The 19685-nt window shown below is 34.1% G+C and carries 17 protein-coding genes; 15 read left to right on the top strand and 2 right to left on the bottom strand.

Going from position 1 to position 19685, the window contains the following annotated elements:
* Nucleotides 1-248: 248 nt before the first annotated feature.
* Nucleotides 249-2123, top strand: coding sequence for a sensor domain-containing diguanylate cyclase (locus tag ACTQ5K_RS15200; protein ID WP_031534978.1), 1875 nt, complete (start codon nt 249-251; stop codon nt 2121-2123).
* Between the two features lie 66 nt (nt 2124-2189).
* Here the strand turns inward: ACTQ5K_RS15200 and ACTQ5K_RS15205 are convergent, their stop codons facing one another.
* The gene (locus tag ACTQ5K_RS15205; RefSeq protein ID WP_031534976.1) at nt 2190-2675 is read right to left on the bottom strand and encodes a GAF domain-containing protein; all 486 of its coding nucleotides are present in this window, start codon (nt 2673-2675) and stop codon (nt 2190-2192) included.
* 275 nt (nt 2676-2950) lie between these two features.
* Here ACTQ5K_RS15205 and refZ point away from each other — a divergent pair, with 275 nt between their 5' ends.
* Complete coding sequence (gene refZ / locus ACTQ5K_RS15210; RefSeq protein ID WP_031534972.1) at nt 2951-3577, top strand: forespore capture DNA-binding protein RefZ; 627 nt, start codon at nt 2951-2953, stop codon at nt 3575-3577.
* On the opposite strand, the gene hisJ is transcribed toward refZ, so the two are convergent.
* Nucleotides 3560-4366, bottom strand: a complete 807-nt coding sequence (hisJ, locus tag ACTQ5K_RS15215) for a histidinol-phosphatase HisJ (protein WP_031534970.1) — start codon at nt 4364-4366, stop codon at nt 3560-3562. The genes refZ and hisJ overlap by 18 nt on opposite strands.
* 409 nt (nt 4367-4775) lie before the next feature.
* On the opposite strand from hisJ, the gene ezrA reads away from it, so the two are divergent.
* The 13 genes from ezrA to ACTQ5K_RS15280 all read left to right on the top strand — a co-directional run bounded on the left by ezrA (nt 4776) and on the right by ACTQ5K_RS15280 (nt 19637).
* Entirely contained in the window at nt 4776-6479 is a 1704-nt protein-coding gene (gene ezrA / locus ACTQ5K_RS15220) for a septation ring formation regulator EzrA (RefSeq protein WP_031534968.1), read from the top strand.
* Between the two features lie 348 nt (nt 6480-6827).
* Nucleotides 6828-7973: a cysteine desulfurase family protein gene (locus ACTQ5K_RS15225; RefSeq protein WP_031534966.1), complete on the top strand. Its 1146-nt coding sequence runs from the start codon at nt 6828-6830 to the stop codon at nt 7971-7973.
* Complete coding sequence (gene thiI, locus ACTQ5K_RS15230; RefSeq protein WP_031534964.1) at nt 7970-9178, top strand: tRNA uracil 4-sulfurtransferase ThiI; 1209 nt, start codon at nt 7970-7972, stop codon at nt 9176-9178. Before ACTQ5K_RS15225 ends, thiI begins: the two co-directional genes overlap by 4 nt.
* Before the next feature lie 138 nt (nt 9179-9316).
* A complete protein-coding gene (locus tag ACTQ5K_RS15235) occupies nt 9317-9523 on the top strand; it encodes an alpha/beta-type small acid-soluble spore protein (protein WP_031534962.1) in 207 nt (68 codons plus the stop codon).
* 186 nt (nt 9524-9709) lie between these two features.
* Nucleotides 9710-11284 carry an acyl-CoA synthetase MbcS gene (gene mbcS, locus ACTQ5K_RS15240; protein WP_031534960.1) on the top strand — a complete coding sequence of 525 codons (1575 nt, stop codon included), beginning with the start codon at nt 9710-9712 and terminating at the stop codon, nt 11282-11284.
* Nucleotides 11285-11433: 149 nt separating this feature from the next.
* On the top strand, nt 11434-13035 hold the full coding sequence (locus ACTQ5K_RS15245) for an amidohydrolase (protein WP_031534958.1): 1602 nt from the start codon (nt 11434-11436) through the stop codon (nt 13033-13035).
* 721 nt (nt 13036-13756) lie between these two features.
* Nucleotides 13757-14683 (top strand): EamA family transporter RarD, encoded by a 927-nt coding sequence (rarD, locus tag ACTQ5K_RS15250; protein WP_031534956.1) that lies wholly within the window; start codon nt 13757-13759, stop codon nt 14681-14683.
* A 92-nt stretch (nt 14684-14775) separates the two neighbouring features.
* A complete protein-coding gene (sppA, locus tag ACTQ5K_RS15255) occupies nt 14776-15789 on the top strand; it encodes a signal peptide peptidase SppA (RefSeq protein WP_031534954.1) in 1014 nt (337 codons plus the stop codon).
* An 11-nt stretch (nt 15790-15800) separates the two neighbouring features.
* Nucleotides 15801-16364 carry an RDD family protein gene (locus ACTQ5K_RS15260; protein WP_031534952.1) on the top strand — a complete coding sequence of 188 codons (564 nt, stop codon included), beginning with the start codon at nt 15801-15803 and terminating at the stop codon, nt 16362-16364.
* Nucleotides 16365-16619: 255 nt separating this feature from the next.
* On the top strand, nt 16620-17306 hold the full coding sequence (locus ACTQ5K_RS15265) for a DUF2953 domain-containing protein (protein ID WP_031534950.1): 687 nt from the start codon (nt 16620-16622) through the stop codon (nt 17304-17306).
* Nucleotides 17307-17324: 18 nt separating this feature from the next.
* A complete protein-coding gene (gene ytfJ, locus ACTQ5K_RS15270; RefSeq protein WP_031534948.1) occupies nt 17325-17777 on the top strand; it encodes a GerW family sporulation protein in 453 nt (150 codons plus the stop codon).
* Between the two features lie 178 nt (nt 17778-17955).
* Nucleotides 17956-18456: a thiol peroxidase gene (tpx, locus tag ACTQ5K_RS15275; RefSeq protein WP_031534946.1), complete on the top strand. Its 501-nt coding sequence runs from the start codon at nt 17956-17958 to the stop codon at nt 18454-18456.
* A gap of 191 nt (nt 18457-18647) precedes the next feature.
* Nucleotides 18648-19637 (top strand): class I SAM-dependent methyltransferase, encoded by a 990-nt coding sequence (locus ACTQ5K_RS15280; protein WP_031534944.1) that lies wholly within the window; start codon nt 18648-18650, stop codon nt 19635-19637.
* Nucleotides 19638-19685 lie beyond the last annotated feature (48 nt).

A 19685-nucleotide genomic window follows, 5' to 3' on the forward strand; every position in this document is an offset into this window, starting at 1 on the left:
AGAATGAGGTGTTATTTCATTTTATTAAACACTGTCAAGCAACATATTTAATAGACCATAGACGCAATACAACTAACGATTTGCACTTATTTTTTTGGTGCGAAAGTTGAGATATAAAATAAAGATTGTTCCTTGGAAAAGTGCTTCGATTAATTTTTACTCTTTATTAAATTTATCTCGTATTTATATTTTAAATAAGAATTACTAAATCAAAGAATGAATAGTTAGGTGAATTAGGTGATAAATACATGGACTTCCTTGGCCACCAAAAAATATTAATATTAAAAAGTCGTTTTTTTGAATTGTATGATATTAAATTAATAAACGATGATTACGACATAATTATCCAAGAAGCGCTCCAAGCGATAAAAGAAGTATTTGGGGCTGTTGAAGTTACTCTATATACCAGTGAAGAATGGGATTTGAATTGGTCAATCGTATCCACCACAGCTAGTAGAGATGATTTAGGAAAGAATACCTGTATAAAGGAAAATTTACAATTGGCAAGTGGGTATAAATTTTTCCGGTTGCCTATTACGGAAGATACAATACATGATTATATGATGCTAGCCCTGAAAAGTAAGGAGAAACTTGACTATATTCTAGCAATAAAGATCAAGAAGGAATTATTGGACGAGCCAAATGGAGAAATTTCTTTATTCGATATGGTAGCAAAGGAAGTCGGAATATTATTTAGAAATATGCAAAATATGTTAAATGTTAATAGAGATAAGAAGAAATATAAGCAGTTATTTAAAGTGACTGAAAAATTTCATTCCTCTATGAAAATGGAAGATGTATTAAGAGAGGTTATTTTTACCTTAAAAAAAGTGTATCCTTCGTATCATTATTATCTTTTGCTATCACATGATAATAATAGTCCAATGGATCTGCCAATAAAGGATTTAGAATATGACAGTGAAAACATGGCCGCTATGGAAGCATATGTTACGGCTGAATTGCAATTCGAAAATTTGAAAGAAGAAAAAAGTTCTGTTATCTATGCTCCTTTAAAAGGAAAACAAGGAGTATACGGAGTTCTGCAAATTATTGTTCCAGATGTTAGCTCTTTTCCGAAAAATGAAGTGGAATTTATTTCTTTATTGGCAAATACGGCAGGAGGTGCATTGGAAAATGCTCAGCTGTATCAGCAATCAAAAAAATTAGTTACTGATTTACAGTTAATAAATGAGGCGTCGGATCAATTAAATTCTAATTTACGCTTAAATGAAATGATGACATATATTTGTGAAAGAATATCTGCGAGTTTTAATGCAAAGGAAGTAGGATTTATTCTGTTTTCCATCGAAAATGATTCAACAAAAGTGCTACAAGGAAGCTCTTCTTTCTTTTTTGAGCCGGAATCGAAGAATTATATTGATTATTTTAAAGAGAAAATTCAAATGGAGAAAGATTCCCTCTTTTTAGGAGATTTCAGTATGCAGCTTGAGGATGTTCGGTATAAGTCTGTAATGGCTGTGCCTATGATGCAAACAGGGGTATTAAAGGGGTTTGCTATAGTAATGCACCCAGATGCATACCATTTTTCATTTGATACATTTAAACTGTTACAGTCTTTAATACATCATTCTACTCTTGCCTTAACTAATTCCTTGTTAAGAGAGGAGTTGGAAAAAATGGTCGTAACAGATCATTTAACAAAACTTTTTTCTAGAAGTTATTTGGATGAAAAGATTCAAAGGTCCTTAATAGAAGATAAGGAAGGAACATTTATTTTAATCGATATTGATGATTTTAAATTAATAAATGACACATATGGACATCAAATTGGCGATGATATTATCATTCAAGTGGCGAATATTATTAAAGAAAATATTCGGAGTTCAGATGTTGGTTCCAGATGGGGTGGAGAAGAGCTAGCTATTTATTTGCCAAAAGTCACTCTTTCTTTAGGTGTTACGATTGCTGAAAGATTGGTGAAAAAGGTAAGGGATTATTCTAAGCCATCTGTTACCATTTCCTGTGGAGTTTCTTATTGGAATAAGCAAACTAATGATACGTATAATACGCTTTTTAAGCGTGCAGATAAAGCATTGTATATAGCAAAGGAAACAGGAAAAGACAAGGTAGTTATCCAAAATACTCTCCTTGTTAGCGAATAAAAAAGGTGTTCTGCCTCTCATGAAGAAGGGCAGGACACCTTTTTATATTTGGAAGTACATCCCGATTTATTTTATAAACTTAACTAATGTAGATACAAAAATCTCTAAATATTTTTGATCTAATTCATCAAATCTATTCTTTTCTGGAGAGTCAATATCAAGGACGCCTATTAAAGTACCGTCTTCCTTGACTAATGGGATGACGATTTCGGATTGAGAGGCTGCATCACAGGCAATATGACCTGGAAATTGATGAACATCTTCAACTCTTACTGTTTCTTTATTAAAGGCTGCGGTACCACAAACACCTTTTCCCAATGGAATACGGACACAAGCAGGTAAGCCTTGGAATGGTCCAAGAACAAGCTCATTGTCTTCAACTAGATAAAAGCCCACCCAGTTGGTTTTTTCTAGAAATTGATTTAATAATGCTGATGCATTAGAAAGATTTGCAATTGTATTATGTTCTCCCTCTAATAAAGCACGTAATTGTTTTTCAACTAATTGGTACTGTTCTTCTCGTTTACCTTTATATGTTTCGACGCTAAACATGTATATCACCAATCTTTCTCATTTTTTTTGTTGTTTTTTGACGATAAATACAGAAGGAACCCATACTTTGTCGGTAATCTTTTAAAGGATTCTCCCTCTTTATAAAGAAGTGTAAGGAATAGCATATTTGTAGATTTAATGGCTGTTCTCCAAAATACTGATATGGAAACTCATACACACTCTTCCTTGAAAAAACAGTCTTTATCATAAAGCGAAGTTTTTAATAATTCAACCATACTTTTTAAGGATTCGCAACAGAAAAGAGGTTAGGCTAGATGAAAGAAATTTCAACAAGGGATGCCATTGTAGAAGCTGCCATTTCGTTATTTAATCAGAAAGGTTATCATGGTACTTCTATCCGAGATATAGCTGGGCTGGCTAAAGTGAATACAGCAAATATTTCCTATTATTTTAATGGTAAGCAAGGATTGTTAGAATATTGTTATATGAATTTTTTCGAAACCTATTTAGAATTGTTAGAACAAGTTTATTTACAATCCTGCAATCCAACGGAAAAGTTAAAAAAATTAGTAGACAGTATTATCACCTATCAATGCAAAAATCCTCAATTAACCAGATTTATATTAAGAGAAGTTACGATTGATTCACAAGTTGTAAGGGAAATAATGTCGACTTATTATGTGAAAGAAAGATATATCTTTACACAAATTTTGGAAAAAGGGATAGAGAAAAAAGAATTTAGGAAACAGTCTATTTCCTATAGTATCATTCAATTAAAAGGGCTACTCTCCATGCCTTTTATTCACTCTTTCTATGTTACCGAGGTTCTTCATATTTTTCTAAATGAAGATTATTTCAAAAGAAAATATTCAGAAGAGATCCATCGATGGATACATGACGTTGTTTGTATGAATGAAAATGAATTATCGATTATTCCATAACATAACGTTCCGGCCTTGTCCTAAATCTTTTGCCTGGTGAGCATCAGAACCATATACTAAGGGGATACCACGTTTAACCGCTTCTTCAGCTATCCACTTTGAAGGATATGGTTCTTTGCAATATGGCTTATTTACTCCTGCTCCGTTATAATCCAGTTCATAATTGTTATTTTTCACTTCGTCTAAAATGGTGAGTATAACAGTTTGAAAGTCTTGGTCAATGGGATACAAATGCTGGAATTTATGTATCAGCGTCATATGACCTATTCGTTTTGGTTTGTTAGGACCTAAGTCTGCTTGAATCGATTTCAAAAGTGTTTGGTAATAAGTAGCATATACTTTTGATATTCCTCCGTACTGCTCTACAATATTTCCAAAAAGCTCGGGGCTGTAATCGACACAATCATAGTGATTGTTTAAAGGATTTTTCAGGAAGTGTACACTTAAAATGCTGTCGTCTAATAAATGACCCCAATCTGCTAGAAAGTTTTTTATTTCTAGTTCAAATCCCTCCATATAATCAATTTCTAGTCCTACATTTATCTTGATTGTTTCTTCATATTCTGCTTTGATACACTGTATTTCTTTTAAATAAATGGGTAATGTTTCGATTGTTATACTGCTGTCTTGCGTTGGTGTTGTATCGATAAACCCTTCTGGTAAGGGGGCGTGCTCGGTAAATGTCATTTCTTTATAACCAAGGGCTAATGCCTGTTCTACGTATTGTTTAAGAGAATCTTTAGAACCATGTGGACAAAATGGAGTATGGATATGTCCGTCTTTTTGCATGGGAATAATCACCCTTTCTATATTTGCTAATATTGATATATACCTAATATAGCAGGAAGACTAATAAAGAAGTAGTTATACGTGTTATTTTTGAAAAATACTTATATAATTTAAGTTATCTAGCGAACTTTGAAAAAAGTAAACGAAATTATGAAAAAAACGTAAAATAATAGTCAAAAAATGTCGTTTACATGTTATCATAAATACAAAGAAATTTACCTGCAAAAAGGGAGATATCTAATATAGCTTAAAACATTTTGCTTGGATTTTGAAAAAGTAATCTTTTTTTTACGGCAGTTACCTTTATGCGTATTATTTTTGTGGAATACTGCTCTTTACTATTAGATAATTATTAGCTTAATTAAAATAGATACGGAATTATGGCCGGTGTATGAACAGGGGGCTTCAAATGAATTACATAATTGGTGGAATAGGTTTAGTTATTTGCCTATTTGTAGCGGGATATTTTATTAAACGAAAATATTATAATGGTGTCGATGAATTAGAAAATTGGAAAATAGACATGATGAATCGTCCCGTATTAGAAGAGCTTGCAAAGGTTAAACAATTGAATATGATTGGACAAACCGAAGAGTTGTTCGAAAGATGGAGAAAAGAATGGGATGACATTGTTACTACCGAATTGCCTACTATTGAGGAATTGCTTTTTGATACGGAAAATTATATTGATAAATATAACTTTCCGAAAGCCAAGAAGACACAAGATACTATTCGCTTTAAAATGGAAAGTGTAGATAAAAGAATTGATACTATATTAGAAGAACTTAATAATCTAGTTGGTAGTGAAGAAAAGAACAGATCGGAAATTGAAGAACTTAAAGAATCCTACCGTGTCAGCAAAAAAAATCTTTTAGCACATCGTCATACTTATGGTGAGACAGAGAAAAAGATTGAAACAATGCTTCACGAAGTTGCGGAATTATTTATAACTTATGATGAAAAAACGAATAATGGGGATTATTTGGAAGCAAGAGAGATTGTTTATAAAATGCAAGAACGTTTAACAACGATTACTTATCTGATGGAAAAAATTCCTCCATTACTGATTGAATGTCAGACAAAATTGCCAGAACAACTTGATGAGTTAAAAGATGGCTATGTAGATATGTTGGAGCAAGGATACATCTTGGAACATTTGCAAATGGAAGAAGCAATCGAAAACTTAATGAATGAACTTGCATCAACTGAAAATGATTTAAGAGAAGGAAAAGTTGAGGCAGTAGAAAAGGTTATTGCAGAAATACAGGAAAAGCTGGATTTGCTATATGATTTATTAGAAAAAGAAGTACTTGCAAAAAATTATTGTAGTAATAATATCAACGTAACCAAGGAAATCTTAGAAGATGTTCAGCAAGGAAACGCACAGCTTCAAGTAGAAGTTGGATTATTGCAGACAAACTATAATCTAGATAATGAAGATATTGAACTGCAATTTAAGCTTGAGAAGAAATTAAATCATCTCTATAAGCAATATGAAGTATTAGAACATAAGCTCTTGACTGAATCAGCAGCACATACTCTGTTGGGAGAAGAACTTAAGGAACTGAAAGGGCAATTAGAAAATGCCTCTTTAGAACAAAAAGAATTATTTGATAGGCTGCATGCTCTACGTAAAGATGAAGTTTCTGCACATAATCGTATAAGAGAACTAAGTAAACAAGTGGCAGAAGCTATTAGAAGTGTTACTAATAGCAATTTGCCAGGTGTGACAGATGAGTATAATGAGCTAGTACGAGAAGCAAAAGAAAGTATTGATGAAGCAAAAAGAATGTTAGATCGAACACCATTAAATATGGTTGAAGTGAAGAACATAATAGAAGTGACAGAAGAAAAAGTGACGGTGCTAGTTAATGCAACACTTGAATTGGTAGAAACCGTTTATTTAGCAGAGAAAATCATTCAATATGGGAACAGGTATCGTCGCCAATATCAAAAAGTCCATCAAGGCTTATTAGAGGCAGAAGCACATTTTAGAAATTATCGCTATAAAGAAGCATTGCAATATGCTGCAGCAACCATTGAAGAGATAGAGCCTGGAAGTACTAATAAGATTCAAGCTTGGTCACATGAATGGAAAGAAAATGAAAAGTAATGATGAGTAACATCTAATTCCATTATAAGTAGAAAAAAGTCTGAGGGACATGTCTCAGACTTTTTTTGTGGAAAGCGAAAAATTTCTCCGGTTATGGAAAGAGTTAACATTTTATTTCCAGTAAGAATAGATATAATGAATTTTTATGAAGCTTATTCTTTTATTTGAAAAAGTTTTTTGGTAGCATAATAAAGTGAAACTTCGATTAGTGAATATTATTCCGCTTTATAGAGGATAAAGTAGAGAGTTAAAGACGTAACAATTATAACGTTATGTGAGTGAAAATGATTGTCGCTAAAGGAAAAGCGGATTAACGAATTTTTATAATGGAAAGGAAATTCCAATGTAATGATATATTTAGATAATAGTGCAACAACTAAGCCTTTTCCAGAGGTTATTGAGTCTTTTACGACTGTATCCCAAAAATATTTTGGAAATCCATCCTCAATCCATCGAATAGGAATGGAATCAGAGAAGCTGTTAATACAAGCAAGAGAACAAATTGCGGGACTTTTAGAAGTGAAAAGCAATGAAGTATTTTTTACCTCAGGTGGTACAGAAGGAAATAATACCGTTTTAAAAGGAATTGCTCGTTCATATAAAAGTAGAGGGAATCATATTATTACCACAGCAATTGAACATGATTCCATTCACAAAGTAATGGAGCAATTAGAAGATGACGGTTTCACTATTTCTTATGTCCCTGTCGATGAGTTTGGTCAAGTATCAATCGAGGATATAATCAAAAATATACGCAAAGAAACCATCCTTGTTTCTATTATGCATGTAAATAATGAAATAGGATCTATTCAGCCAGTTGAGGAAATCGGTAAACGATTAACCAATTATCCAAATATATTTTTTCATGTAGATGGTGTTCAAGGAATTGGGAAAAAAGCCCTCTCAATAAATAAGGCAAACATAGATGCTTATACCATTTCTGCCCATAAATTTCATGGCTTAAAAGGAAATGGGGTTTTATATATAAAAGAAGGAAAAAGAATAGAACCTTTATTGGCAGGTGGCGGGCAAGAGAATACTTTTCGCAGCGGAACGGAGAATGTTGCTGGTGCAGTTGCTACTGCCAAGGCATTACGAATGCAGCTGCAAAATCAAAAAGAGAAACTGCCTATTCTGAAACAGTTGAATGTTTATTTGCGTGAGGAATTATCTAAGATAGAAGGTATCTCCATTCATACGCCAGCAGCAGAGAAAAGTGTACCTCATATTGTTAACTTCTCCATCGAAGGAATAAAGGCAGAAGTATTTGTTCATGCATTAGAAGAACGTGATATATATATATCCACTACAAGTGCCTGTTCATCAAAGACAAATAAAATTAGTAAAACATTATTAGGAATAGGAGTACCAGAACAGCTTGCAGAAAGCTCGTTCCGAATTAGCTTATCCTATGAGAATACAATAGAAGAAATGGAAAGCGTAATTGCAGCTATAAAAGATATTCAGGAATGGTTGAGAGGGGTAATGAAGTGAAATATGATCGTATTTTAATACGTTATGGAGAGCTATCTACGAAGGGGAGAAACAGAAAGCAATTTGTAGATAAACTAAAACGAACAATTGCAAAGTCTCTAGAGGGCTATCCATCTGTTTCAATTGAAGCAAAAAGAGAAAGAATGTATGTAATGTTAAATGGTGAAAAGGAAGAGGAAATTTCTAAAGTGCTTAAAAACATCTTTGGTATTCAATCCTTTAGCCCAGCAGTAAAGCTTGAGCGGGATATAGAGAAAGTAAAAGCAGCTGCTTTAGATATTGTTTCTTCTTTATATAAAGAGGGATGTACCTTTAAAATAAGTGCAAGACGAGCTGACAAAGAATTTGAACTAGATACAAATGAAATTAATCAGGCGATTGGTGGGCATTTGCTAAAAAATATCTCTGGTTTAAAAGTTGATGTTAAAAATCCTGATATAAATGTTCAGATTGAAGTTAGAACAGAAGCAATCTATCTTTCCTGTGAAAATATTCCAGGGGCGGGGGGGCTTCCTTCAGGAACGAGCGGGAAAGCAATGCTAATGTTATCTGGTGGATTAGATAGCCCGGTAGCAGGATATTTATCTATGAAAAGAGGATTAAAAGTTGAAGGGGTACACTTCTTTAGTCCTCCGTTTACAAGTGAAAGAGCAAAACAAAAAGTAATTGATATTTCGGAAAAGCTTGCAAGTTTTAATGGTCACTTTGTGTTGCATATTGTTCCATTTACAACTATTCAGCAGTTAATTCATAAGCAGATTCCAGAAAATTATACAATGACCGCAACGAGAAGAATTATGCTAAGAATAACAGATGAAATTCGCAGAAGAAAAGAAGCGCTGGCTATTATCACGGGCGAAAGCTTAGGGCAAGTTGCTAGTCAGACATTAGAGAGTATGTATGCAATCAACGATGTAACAAACACACCTATTTTAAGACCTTTAATAACTACAGATAAAACAGAAATAATCGAATGGGCAAAAAAAATTGATACACATGATATCTCTATTCGTCCATATGAGGATTGCTGCACGGTATTTGTGCCGGCATCGCCTAAGACTAAACCAAAAAAAGAAAAAATACAATATTATGAAAGCTTTACTGACTTTGAACCATTGATTGAAGAAGCAGTTAATCATATTGAAACGATTATCCTTAAAAGGGAAGAGAAGAAGAAGGAGACCGAAATAGATTCACTTTTTTAAAGTGTTTTGCATGACCGCCATAAGGGAGAAGTGGTATGATACAAAAATTTCCTGTTTTTTTGTGAACAATTACCAGTAAAAAGAACGAATGAATGCTATGTGTATTACACATTCTATTATCACAAGGAGGTGATACACATGGCAAGCAGCAACAATTCAAATCAATTATTAGTACCTGGGGTTTCTCAAGCTCTAGATCAAATGAAATATGAAATTGCTACTGAGTTTGGTGTAAACTTAGGTGCTGAAACAACTTCTCGTGCTAACGGTTCTGTTGGTGGTGAGATCACTAAACGTTTAGTGCAAATGGCTGAACAACAATTAGGCGGCGGTTTCTCTAAATAATTGAATAGTAATGGCTACAAGAAGCAAGGCATCATGCCTTGCTTCTTCTTTATGTAGGCCTATTTTTTGCTTTTATTGGTAAAAGATTGGCTCCTTAAAGGAACGAAATTTAATTAATTCAAAAATTGGAGATAGGGTAGTATAATGGGTTAAGTATTTACTTTTAGAAACAGGAGGAGACTACATATGCGGACGGAGGATTTAATTGCTCCAGAACAATATAATTTTGTTTCGGAGATTGAGAAATTTGCCCAAAATACAGATAGACTTGCTTTAAAATGGGAGAATGAAGAGGGCGAAACAAAGGAAGTTACTTATTCCTCCTTAATGAAAGCAGCAAATAGAATAGGAAATGTTTTCAAAGAAGAGGGCCTACAAAAAGGAGATGTTGTTCTTGTTATTGTTCCAAGGATAATAGAAGCCTATCAGGTATACTTAGCAGCTTTAAAACTGGGAATAACTGTCCTTCCAAGTTCAGAAATGCTTCGCGCAAAAGATTTACAATATCGCATTAAGCATGGAGAAGTAAAAGGGGTAGTTAGCTATTATCCATTTTTAGAGGAATTAGAATTAGTGGAAGAAATACATACTATTAAACGTTTTGTATTAGGTGAAGCAAAAGAAGGTTGGATGCTTTTAGATGAGCGAGTACTGGAGGTTTCAGATGAACTAGAACTGGTAAGTACACATAAGTCAGATACAGCATTTATTTCCTATACATCAGGAACAACTGGAAATCCAAAAGGTGTCGTACATACGCATGGTTGGGCATATGCTCACCTCAGAACAGCAGCACCAAATTGGCTGAATATTGAAGAAGGTGACCTTGTATGGGCAACGGCAGGTCCAGGATGGCAGAAATGGGTTTGGAGCCCACTATTATCTGTTTTAGGATCTGGTGCAATTGGACTAGTCTATCATGGAAGATTCAACCCGGATAAATATCTGCAGCTTTTGGAGAAATATGAAGTAAATGTTTTTTGCTGTACGCCAACAGAGTATCGCTTAATGGCAAAAGTGGAAGATATTCAAAAGTATCAATTAGATCAATTACGAAGCGCAGTTTCTGCTGGAGAACCACTAAATAGAGAAGTTATTGATGTATTTAAAGCGAATTTCCAACTAGATGTCCGTGATGGATATGGACAAACGGAAAATACGTTATTAGTAGGGATCACAAAGGGAGTAGAATTACGCCCTGGATCTATGGGGAAACCAACTCCAGGAAATAGCGTCGAAATCATAAATGAAGATGGAGAAATTTGTTCAGTAGGGGAAGTTGGAGATATCGCAGTACACAAAGATACTCCTGCATTATTTAAAGAATATTTAAAAGAACCAGAAAGAACAAAAAATCAATTCCGTGGAGATTACTATATCACTGGTGATCGTGCTAAGAAAGATGAGGATGGTTACTTTTGGTTCGAAGGCAGAAGAGATGATATTATTATTAGCTCTGGCTACACGATTGGACCTTTTGAAGTAGAAGATGCTTTAGTTAAGCATAAAGCAGTTAAAGAGTGTGCGGTAGTGGCAAGTCCAGACCCAATTAGAGGAAATGTCGTGAAAGCATTTATAGTTCTTCGAGATAAAATAGAAGGAACAGAAGAATTAATAAAAGAACTGCAAACACATGTAAAAAAATTAACGGCTCCATATAAGTATCCACGTAAAATCGAATTTATGGAAGAATTGCCTAAAACGACTTCAGGGAAAATTAGAAGAGTGGAATTACGAGAGAAAGAAGAGCGTAGCAACTAAAGAAGAAAATAAACTTCTCGTTCTCAAAACAGAGTGCGAAAGGTATTAAAAAGGGCACTAAAGTTAGTGTCCTTTTTAATAAAACAGAACTGATGATTTATAGAGTTTATTGCCATTCAATCGAAATTTAAGATAGTAGGAGGATTTGCATGGGGAAACTGATTTATGGTGGGAAGATGTATACGCTTAAAGAGGAAGGACAAGTAGTTGAGGCAATTTTTACAGAGGAGCAATATATCGTGGATTTCGGCGATAAAAAGTACTTGGAAGAAAAATACGAAGGAAGGATACAAGAAAAAATAGACTTAGAAGGTGAAGTTCTCCTTCCGGGATTTGTAGATAGTCATATGCACCTAGTTGGGCATGGGGAAAAGCTATTAAGATTAAATTTATCCACTTGCACATCAAAAGAGGAAGCTTTGCGGTTGCTAGCTAATTATGCAGAGAATATAGAAGAAGGGCAATGGATTATAGGAGATGGATGGAATGAAAATATGTGGCAGGAGCAACAGGTACTGACTTCTATAGATATTGATCAGTATGTTCCAAACCATCCAGTCCTCCTAAATCGTATATGTAAGCATGCAATTGCAGTAAATTCATATGCTTTAAAAATTGCCAATATTACAAATGATACTTCCTCTCCAATTGGTGGAGTTATGGAGAAGGATGAGGAAGGCACGATTATTGGAGTTTTTAAAGATCAAGCACAAGAGTTAATAACAAGAGTCTTGCCTAAAGTAACCGATGAATATGTGGAAAGAGCATTGCGAGCAGGTATTAAAGATGCCTATAAGTTAGGACTAACTGGAGCTCATACTGAAGACTTACACTATTATCATGGCTATGAAGGAACATATCGTTCCTATAAAAAAGTAATTGAAGAAGAAGGAAATCACTTTAGAGCCCATTTGCTTGTGCATCATGAAGTATTTGATGAGATGATACATGATGGCGGGAAATATCTAGGTGGTACCGAATGGGTGGAGCTTGGCAGTATGAAAATATTTGCTGATGGTGCTTTTGGTGGAAGAACCGCTCTTTTAAGTAGACCATACCTTGATGATCCTTCAACAAATGGAGTAAGCATTTTTTCACAAGAACAATTAAATGAATTAGTAGAAAAGGCAAGGAAGAGAGAAGTTCCGATTGCTGTACATGCAATAGGCGATGCAGCTTTTGAAATGGTCTTACAAGCTATTGAACAACATCCTTTACAAGGATTTGGAAGAGATCGCCTTATTCATGCAACGATGCTTCGCAAGGATTTAATGGAACGTATGAAAGACTTGCCGTTAATATTAGATATCCAGCCTAGCTTTGTAACTTCAGACTTTCCTTGGGTAATAGATAGACTGGGGAAAGAAAATCTTGCCTATTGTTATGCTTGGAAAACATTATTAAAAGAGGGATTACATTGTGCAGGGGGTTCTGATGCTCCAATTGAAAGTGCAAATCCTTTAGTAGGAATTCAAGCAGCTATTACAAGAACTAATGCAGAAGACATAGAAGGAAACGGATACCTTCCAGAAGAGGCGTTAACAGTATATGAAGCAGTGAGCCTTTATACAAAAGGAAGTGCTTATGCCATTTGTCATGAAGAAGATCGAGGGAAAATTGAAAAAGGCTATTTAGCAGATTTTACTGTATTGAATAAAGATATTTTTGAAGTAAGTCCAAGTGAAATAGATAAAATAGAAGTAACAAAAACAATTGTTGGAAATGAAATAATGTATGATCGATTAAAGTAATAACAAGTGAAAGAGGCAGGGACATAAGTATTTCAACCAACAACAAATACGAACTATAATGTAATTAGATTACATTATAGTTCGTATTTATTTTTTAGAAAAAGGTTTAAAAACGAAGTGAAATGGAGCAGAGGACGCTCGACTTTTGCGGGAATTAGAGACGCTTTAGAACCAGCAACGCAGTGATGAGGGCACTGAAAAAGTATAGTTTTTCCAAATTAAATAAGAATTTATTTATTTGAAAGCGAATATTAAGTTGGTTTGGAGAGGTGACCGCTTAACTCCTATGGGAGCAGCGAGAAAGTCCGAGACCCTGCAGGAGCGGAGCGACGAAGCGGCTCAGCGCTCGCCCCAATGAGTCATGTGGTCACCTTGGAAAACAATTTGCACATCTAAGTTTAAAAGGCGGTTACGACCAATCATCAATAGCTATCTGTTTTTCAGTGGTCGCGTAGTGAGGCTCAGCTTCCTCTCCGGCGCATCCGTGCATCTGTAGCACAATGAACGACTTATTTTATACACTTAACTATATTTAAAAACATAGATAGTGTAGCATTATTTAAGAGCTAAATTAGAGATTGTTCGTCTTTAAAGATTAGTTATTTAGTTTTGTCCCAGTCTCTTTTGGCTGTATTTGACAAACATTTCTAAAAAAGATTGCCAGTTACCAAAATAATATATATAATATGGAATATTTCGAATATGGAAAGAAGCGATGAAGATGGAGAAAAACAACATTAAAAACGGGGTAATATTTGCTGGTATATCTTACTTAATATGGGGACTATTCCCGATATATTGGAAGCATCTGCAAGGAGTTGGGGCAGATGAAATTCTCGCAAATCGAATTTTTTGGTCATTTATTTTTATGTGCATTTTACTAACATTTACTCGTAAATGGGAATTATTCTTTCAAACATTAAAATCATTTAAGCACCAGAAAAGACAGGGTATCATGCTGTTTATTGCATCTATATTAGTAAGCTGCAATTGGTTTATCTACATTTGGGCTGTAAATGCGAATAAAATAATCGAAACGAGTCTAGGGTATTATATAAATCCACTGGTAAGTGTATTATTAGGCATTTTTGTAATGAAAGAGAAATTGTCTAAAATACAGTATGTTTCTGTAGGATTAGCTGCAATTGGAGTTTGTATTATTACTTTTGCTCATGGAGCATTTCCATGGATTGCTATTTCATTAGCATTAACATTTGGCTTATATGGATTAACAAAGAAATTAATCAAAATTAATTCGGATGTAGGATTAACCTTGGAAACCATGTTTATTACTCCATTTGCCTTAATGTATATTGGCTATTTATTTTTAAAAGGAGATCATGCATTTTTAGCTGTATCTACTAGTTTAGACTTCTTATTAATTATTTCTGGTGTGTTAACAGCAGTGCCATTGTTGTTTTTTGCAAAAGGAGCGCAAAGGATTCCGCTATCCATGCTCGGGTTCATTCAATATTTAACACCTACATTAACACTAATACTTGGGGTATTCGTTTATCATGAACCATTTACAACCTCTCATTTATTGGCATTTATATTTATTTGGTCAGCATTATCCATTTATTCTTTATCACAAACAAAACTATTCTCTAATTCAAAAAAGCAACAGCAAGCAAAGGGAATAGCGTAAAGAATCTATTTAAGTAATCCGACATTTTCCTGAAACAATATCGGTACTTATACGTATAAGAAATAGAAAGAAATAATAGGGGGTTATAAGTAATGAGTGGAAAACGTTGGGCAGCTTTAGGGATAGCTGGTATTATTTTTGTCTTTTCCATTATTACCAGTATGGTATCTGTAGCGTTCACAACGGACGTAGAAGATTTATTTGGACAATTTCTTAGTGAAGGGGAAGGGCCATATGTAGAAGAATACATAGAGGACGGAGATTTCTCTGAGAAGATAGTTGTACTGGAAGTGTCTGGGACCATTCAAGATACTGGAGATGCCGAATCTCTTTTTTCGACAGTAGGTTATAATCATACTTCCTTTATCGAAAAATTAGATTACATAAAAGAGGATCCTAGTGTAAAAGGTGTAATTTTGAAAGTAAATTCTCCTGGTGGAGGAGTTGTAGAAAGTGCACAAATCCATGATAAATTAGTAGAAATTCAAAAAGAATCAAAAAAACCAATATACGTATCAATGGGATCTATGGCAGCGTCTGGAGGGTACTACATTTCTGCACCTGCTGATAAAATTTTTGCTAGTCCGGAAACATTAACAGGCTCACTTGGAGTTATTATGAGTGGATATAATTTCGAAGGGCTTGCTGAAAAGTATGGAGTAGAGTTTGTCACAATTAAGAGTGGGAAATATAAGGATATCATGAGTTCTACAAGAGAAATGACAGAAGATGAAAGAGAGATTTTACAAAATTTAATTGATAATTCTTATGCCGGTTTTGTTAAAGTCATTGCTGATGGTCGAGGAATGACAGAGGCAGAAGTGAAGAAAGTCGCTGATGGACGGATTTACGATGGTAGACAGGCGAAGGAACTAAATTTAATCGACGATTTTGGCTATTTTGATGATGTAGTAGAACAGATGAAAAATGACTATGATTTAAAGGACGCAGCTGTCGTTACCTATACCGACAATACTGGTTTTGCTTCCCTATTTGGAATGACTGCCAAAAAATTAATTACAAGTGAGGATAAAGAATTAGCAAATATACTAAAGATTGTCACCAATGCTAACTCGCCTCGACTAATGTATTTATATGCAGAATAGGAGGGGGACAAATGAGTAATAACCGTGAAAATATAGAATCAGAATCTTCCCTGAAGGACGAGGAACTATCCGAATTAACGGTATCATTAAATGAAACCGTTGAATCAAAGGAACAAAATCTGAATGTTGGTGATAGTAAGTTAGATTCTAAAGGCAAAGTTTCGTATGTATATGCCGGCTTTTGGATGCGCTTTTGGGCTTATTTAGCAGATATAGTGATTGTATCGAGCGTTAATCGTATTCTTATTTATCCGATTTTAAGAATAATAGATGTACCGTTACATGAATCGAGTATTTTTTCTACCGTTAACATTTGTACGGCCATTACGTTTTATTTATATTTTGTTTTAATGACACTGTTTTTAAAACAAACGTTAGGAAAGATGATTTTTGGCTTGAAGGTTATACCGATGAACAAAGAAAGATTAACATGGGACACTATCCTTTTCCGTGAATGGATTGGTCGATTTATCTCTGGCAGCTTTATTATTTTATATGCGCTAGTTGCCTTCTTGCCGAAGAAACAAGGTCTTCATGATTTATTTGCTGATACAGCAGTCATTCATGATCGATAATAGGAACCGAGGTTGGGACATAAGTTTTAACTAATAATAAAAACGGACATTTATGCAGTTGGTATGCATTAGTGTTCGTTTTTTGTGTTTTGGAAAGATGATTTTTAAAAAAGTAAATTGGTTATTTCGTTTTGTCACATCCTAGTTTTTATTTTTGAATACTAATTCCATAGCATAGAAAAGAATCAGGAAGAAATAGGTTTATTTTTTCATATTTTATCCAATAATAATAGGCTGAAGGGAAGTGTTACCAAAGTGAAAGTTCTTTCCATAATTGGTCTTATTATTGGTGCTCTTTTTTTAGTGCTTATTTTTCTGTGTTTTTTAAAATTAACGATACATATACGCTATTATCATAAGAAAGATAATGATGATTTAAAGATAGAGCTTCGAGCATTGTTTGGACTCATAAAATACAAAAAAACCATTCCTTTGATAAAAATAGATGAGGACTCTCCAACACTGGTGATGAAAGAGGAGACGGAATTACAGGGTAAACAGGAAACTGTAGAGGAAACAAAGCAATTTTCCGCCTCTGATTTATTAATTTTTTTATCTAATTCAAAAGAATTATTAAACCATGTTGTACAGTTTCATCGCATAGTAAGGTCATTTTTAGCAAAACTAACAATTAAGCATATCGAATGGAGCTCGATTGTTGGTCTAGGAGATGCAGCACATACTGGAATGATTTCTGGTGCTATTTGGGCTGTTAAAGGAAGTATTATTGGCATTATTAGTAATTATATGAAGCTTAAAGACATGCCCAAAATCAACATATATCCACAATTTCAAGGAATGGCCTCTGAAACATTATTTTCTTGTATGATTCAATTTCGGATAGGGCATGCTATGATGGCAGGAATTAAACTGGTTAAATATTGGAAAGATGGTTTTCCAAAGTTTAAAACAAGTGAACCATCTATTCCAAGTAAACAATAGCAACGGAGGAATGGGAAAATGTCAGATCATCCAATTCAAGGCTTAATGACAACTGCAATGGAAAACTTAAAAGAAATGATTGATGTCAATACGATTATTGGCGATCCTGTTGAAACACCTGATGGCAGTGTCATCTTAACCGTATCTAAAGTGGGATTTGGATTTGCTGCTGGTGGTAGTGAATTCACACTTGAAAATCATTCATTAAATGATTCGTTGACTAAACATCCTTTTGGAGGGGGAAGTGGTGGGGGAGTAAGTATTACTCCAATTGCTTTTCTTATTGTAAATGGTGAGGGCGTAAAAATGGTGCATTTAGATGAAAGTACCCATCTATACGAAAAAATATTGGACATTGCTCCACAAGCTGTTGATAAGATTCAACAAATGTTCGCTAAAAAAGATTCATCTTCTGAATCAAGCAACAACAACGCTCATACAAACCAGCCGAAAGAAGATATTGAGTTTTAAAAAAATCAATTAGATGTAGTTTAAACGAGTTCACACAAAATAGTGGACTCGTTTCCTTTTTTTTATAAAAAAAGCCAATTATATTTCTTAAGAAAGTACGTTTTTTTTGCAAATAAAAAAAACTATCGATATTATGGTAGTAAATACATAGAATGAAATCGAAAATGGAGGAGAGGCAATGGCAAATATAACGTTTAAGCATAACCCGGTAACATTGATTGGAAATGAAGTGAAAGTCGGAGACAAAGCTCCAGATTTTACCGTGTTAGCAAATGATATGTCAGAGGTAACATTAGCAAGCTCAAAGGGAAAGGTCCGCCTTTTTAGTGTTATCCCTTCTATTGATACAGGTGTTTGTGATACTCAAACAAGAAAATTTAATGAACAAGCAGCTAGACTTGAGAATGTGGAGATAATAACAGTAAGTGCTGATTTACCTTTCGCTCAAAGAAGATGGTGTGCTGCAAGTGGCTTGGACAATGTTATTACTGTATCAGATCACAGGGATTTATCTTTTGGAGAATCATATGGTGTGGCGATGAAAGAATTGCGATTGTTAGCTCGTGCTATTTTTGTTGTTGATTCAACTGATACTGTAACTTACGTTGAATATGTTAGTGAGGGCAGCAACCATCCGAACTACGAGGCAGCGATAGCAGCAGTGAAAGCAGCGAAATAACGATAATAACTTATAGGTAATACAATCGATTATCTGGTTAAATTTTTAACCGTATGATAAGCTAGAGTTTGGCCTTCTATATAAAGGACAGGCTCTTTTTATTTGGCTGTATCCTATTATGCAAAATTCAGAGATAGTTATGTAACGGAAAATTTATGTTTAGAAATCTACAATAAATTAGGTGATAATAGATGAACATTTCTCCAGTAGAAGAATTATTTACAGTATTTAATGAAACAGCATTAATTATTCAAGAAGAATTGGAATATACGTATTTAGAATCATTAGCTTTAACAGGAGAAAATATCTTTCAAGAAGCTATATTACAAGAAGAATTAAGTGAATTAAGTAAGAAAAGATTAAGAAACGCCTATGAAGAAATCAAATTGGCCAAATACACAAAAGAAGAAATTCGCAAAGCTTTTCAACTTGTCATTTTAAAAGGGATGAAAGAAAATACACAACCAAATCATCAAATGACACCTGATTCTATCGGCATTCTTTTTGGCTATTTAGTGCAAAAGTTTTGTACGAAAGTGGAACTGCGTTTGTTAGATTTAGCGGTTGGAACCGGTAATTTATTAACTACTGTTATGAATCACCAGCAAGGGAAGAATATAGCTGCATACGGTGTAGATGTTGATGACTTATTATTACAACTAGCACTTGTAAATGCAAATCTACAGGAACAGCCAATTGAATTTTTTAACCAAGATAGTTTAGAGCATTTATTTATTGATCCAGTAGATGTTGTTGTAAGTGATTTACCAGTTGGTTATTATCCGAATGATGTTCGTTCTAATGAATTTAAAGTCAAATCAAATAATGGGCATACATATGCACATCATTTATTTATAGAGCAAAGCATGAATTATCTAAAACCAGGTGGCTATGCATTCTTCGTTATACCAAACAATTTATTTGAATCCGAACAAGCCGCAAATCTGCATGATTATATAAAAGAAGAAGTACACATACAGGGGATTATGCAATTGCCGGAAACGCTTTTCAAAAATAAACAGTCGGCAAAAAGTATATTGATTCTGCAGAAAAAGGGGAATAATATAGTTGCACCGAAACAAGTTTTACTTGCAAAAGTGCCTAGCTTCTCCAATATGCGTGGAATGGAAAAAGTTTTAAATGAATTGGACACTTGGATTCAAACAAATAAAAAAGATTAACCGGAAAATTTTCTGGGTAAATCAATTATTGTTATAAAACAGATTCTC

The organism is Niallia sp. Sow4_A1, assembly GCF_052116745.1.
GTDB lineage: Bacteria > Bacillota > Bacilli > Bacillales > Cytobacillaceae > Niallia > Niallia hominis.

What these genes read in the sequence shown, in the direction of transcription:
- refZ (WP_031534972.1), top strand. Translation starts at nt 2,951, where the DNA reads ATGAAAGAAATTTCAACAAGGGATGCCATTGTAGAAGCTGCCATTTCG.
- tpx (WP_031534946.1), top strand. Translation starts at nt 17,956, where the DNA reads ATGGCAAATATAACGTTTAAGCATAACCCGGTAACATTGATTGGAAAT.
- ACTQ5K_RS15245 (WP_031534958.1), top strand. Translation starts at nt 11,434, where the DNA reads ATGGGGAAACTGATTTATGGTGGGAAGATGTATACGCTTAAAGAGGAA.
- ACTQ5K_RS15280 (WP_031534944.1), top strand. Translation starts at nt 18,648, where the DNA reads ATGAACATTTCTCCAGTAGAAGAATTATTTACAGTATTTAATGAAACA.
- ACTQ5K_RS15235 (WP_031534962.1), top strand. Translation starts at nt 9,317, where the DNA reads ATGGCAAGCAGCAACAATTCAAATCAATTATTAGTACCTGGGGTTTCT.
- ACTQ5K_RS15200 (WP_031534978.1), top strand. Translation starts at nt 249, where the DNA reads ATGGACTTCCTTGGCCACCAAAAAATATTAATATTAAAAAGTCGTTTT.
- ezrA (WP_031534968.1), top strand. Translation starts at nt 4,776, where the DNA reads ATGAATTACATAATTGGTGGAATAGGTTTAGTTATTTGCCTATTTGTA.
- sppA (WP_031534954.1), top strand. Translation starts at nt 14,776, where the DNA reads ATGAGTGGAAAACGTTGGGCAGCTTTAGGGATAGCTGGTATTATTTTT.
- ACTQ5K_RS15225 (WP_031534966.1), top strand. Translation starts at nt 6,828, where the DNA reads ATGATATATTTAGATAATAGTGCAACAACTAAGCCTTTTCCAGAGGTT.
- ytfJ (WP_031534948.1), top strand. Translation starts at nt 17,325, where the DNA reads ATGTCAGATCATCCAATTCAAGGCTTAATGACAACTGCAATGGAAAAC.
- hisJ (WP_031534970.1), bottom strand. Translation starts at nt 4,366, where the DNA reads ATGCAAAAAGACGGACATATCCATACTCCATTTTGTCCACATGGTTCT.
- rarD (WP_031534956.1), top strand. Translation starts at nt 13,757, where the DNA reads ATGGAGAAAAACAACATTAAAAACGGGGTAATATTTGCTGGTATATCT.
- ACTQ5K_RS15205 (WP_031534976.1), bottom strand. Translation starts at nt 2,675, where the DNA reads ATGTTTAGCGTCGAAACATATAAAGGTAAACGAGAAGAACAGTACCAA.
- mbcS (WP_031534960.1), top strand. Translation starts at nt 9,710, where the DNA reads ATGCGGACGGAGGATTTAATTGCTCCAGAACAATATAATTTTGTTTCG.
- ACTQ5K_RS15260 (WP_031534952.1), top strand. Translation starts at nt 15,801, where the DNA reads ATGAGTAATAACCGTGAAAATATAGAATCAGAATCTTCCCTGAAGGAC.